2 protein-coding genes are annotated in these 1334 nt (G+C 66.4%); both read left to right on the top strand.

Annotated features, from left to right (window positions below; all coding sequences use genetic code 11):
* Positions 1-60 precede the first annotated feature (60 nt).
* The gene (locus AS96_RS13440; protein WP_155947594.1) at positions 61-378 is read left to right on the top strand and encodes a transposase; all 318 of its coding nucleotides are present in this window, start codon (positions 61-63) and stop codon (positions 376-378) included.
* Entirely contained in the window at positions 375-1325 is a 951-nt protein-coding gene (locus AS96_RS13435; RefSeq protein WP_036290774.1) for an integrase core domain-containing protein, read from the top strand. The genes AS96_RS13440 and AS96_RS13435 overlap by 4 nt, the downstream gene beginning before the upstream one ends.
* Positions 1326-1334 lie beyond the last annotated feature (9 nt).

Raw genomic sequence — 1334 nt, 5'->3', positions numbered from 1 at the left:
CTGTCGCGCGTCAGACTTTGTGGCAGGACCATTGATTGAGTCCTGAGCGGAGAGTTCGACATGGGAAGACCACCAGTGATCCCGGTGGAGAAGAAGACGAGGATCGTGCTGAGCATCCTCGCCGGCGAGATGACGATCGCCGAGGCGGCCAGGCGCGAGAAGGTCAGCGAGCAGTCGATCGGCCGGTGGAAGGCGGACTTCCTCGAGGCCGGGAAGACGAGTCTCGCGGCGGGCAAGAACGGGCCCTCGACCCGGGAGCAGCAGCTCGAGGCGGCGGTCGCGGAGCTGACCCAGGCGCTCGGTGAGGCGGCGGTCGAGATCCGGGTATGGAAGAAGTCCGCGGAGGGACGCTTGGGCCCTTCGAGGACCTCGAGGTGATCCGCGTCGAGGCGGGCATGTCGACCGCGAGGTTCTGCAAGCTGATCGACATGCCCGAACGCACCTGGCGACGCTGGCAGGCCAAGGCGCGACAGGAACAGCCGCCGAAGGGGCCGTGGCCGCAGCCGGCGAGGGATGCCGCTCGGCCGCTGGTGGTGAAGCATGCGTTGGCGAAGCCGGCGTGGGGTCACCGGAAGATCTGGGCGATGACGCGGCACGACGGGCACAAGGTGTCGCAGGCGACGGTGCTGCGGTTGCTGCGTGACGACGGGCTGATCCTGCCGTCGGAGTACCAGAAGCAGCGTCGGGAGTTGGCGAAGGACCGGAAGGCAGCGTTCGCTCGCAACCCGACCGGACCGAACCAGGTGTGGCAGCTGGACTTCAGCGAGTTCGAGACCACCCAGGGCGGGACCTGGCGGATCGCGGGGTGTCGGGACTGGTTCTCGAAGCTCGAGTACCCGTTCCATGTGTCGCCGACGGCGAACCAGTACGACGCGATCGCCGCGATCGAACTCGCCTTGGCCGAGTACGAGCGTCTGTTCGGGCACCCGCTCGTCGACGAGTGTGAGGTCGATGCGGACACCGGGGAGCTGCTGCCGGTCCTCACCATCGTCACGGACAATGGCGGCCCGTTCCGGTCGTTGAACTTCGAGTTGTTCATCATGCGTCACCCCGAGCTTCGGCATGTCCGCACCCGGGTGAAGTCGCCAGGCCAGAACGGGTCACGCGAACGCGGGTTCGGGACGCTGAAGTACGAGCGGCTGTTCCTCGACGAGATCCCGGACGCCTTGACGCTCATCGAGCGGGCCGAGGACTACCGAGTCGAGTACAACACCGAGCGCCCTCATGAGGCGATCGCCTGGAACCGGCCACTGGAGGTGCACCTCGGCCTGGCCGACCCCACCACCCCCACCTTTGAAACAGAAGAAATCCTGCCAACTACTTGACGCGGGACA

Source organism: Microbacterium sp. MRS-1 (assembly GCF_000585455.1).
Lineage (GTDB): Bacteria > Actinomycetota > Actinomycetes > Actinomycetales > Microbacteriaceae > Microbacterium > Microbacterium laevaniformans.
Note: the sequence above shows the minus strand (reverse complement) of the source record. Positions and strands in the feature narration are given on the sequence as shown.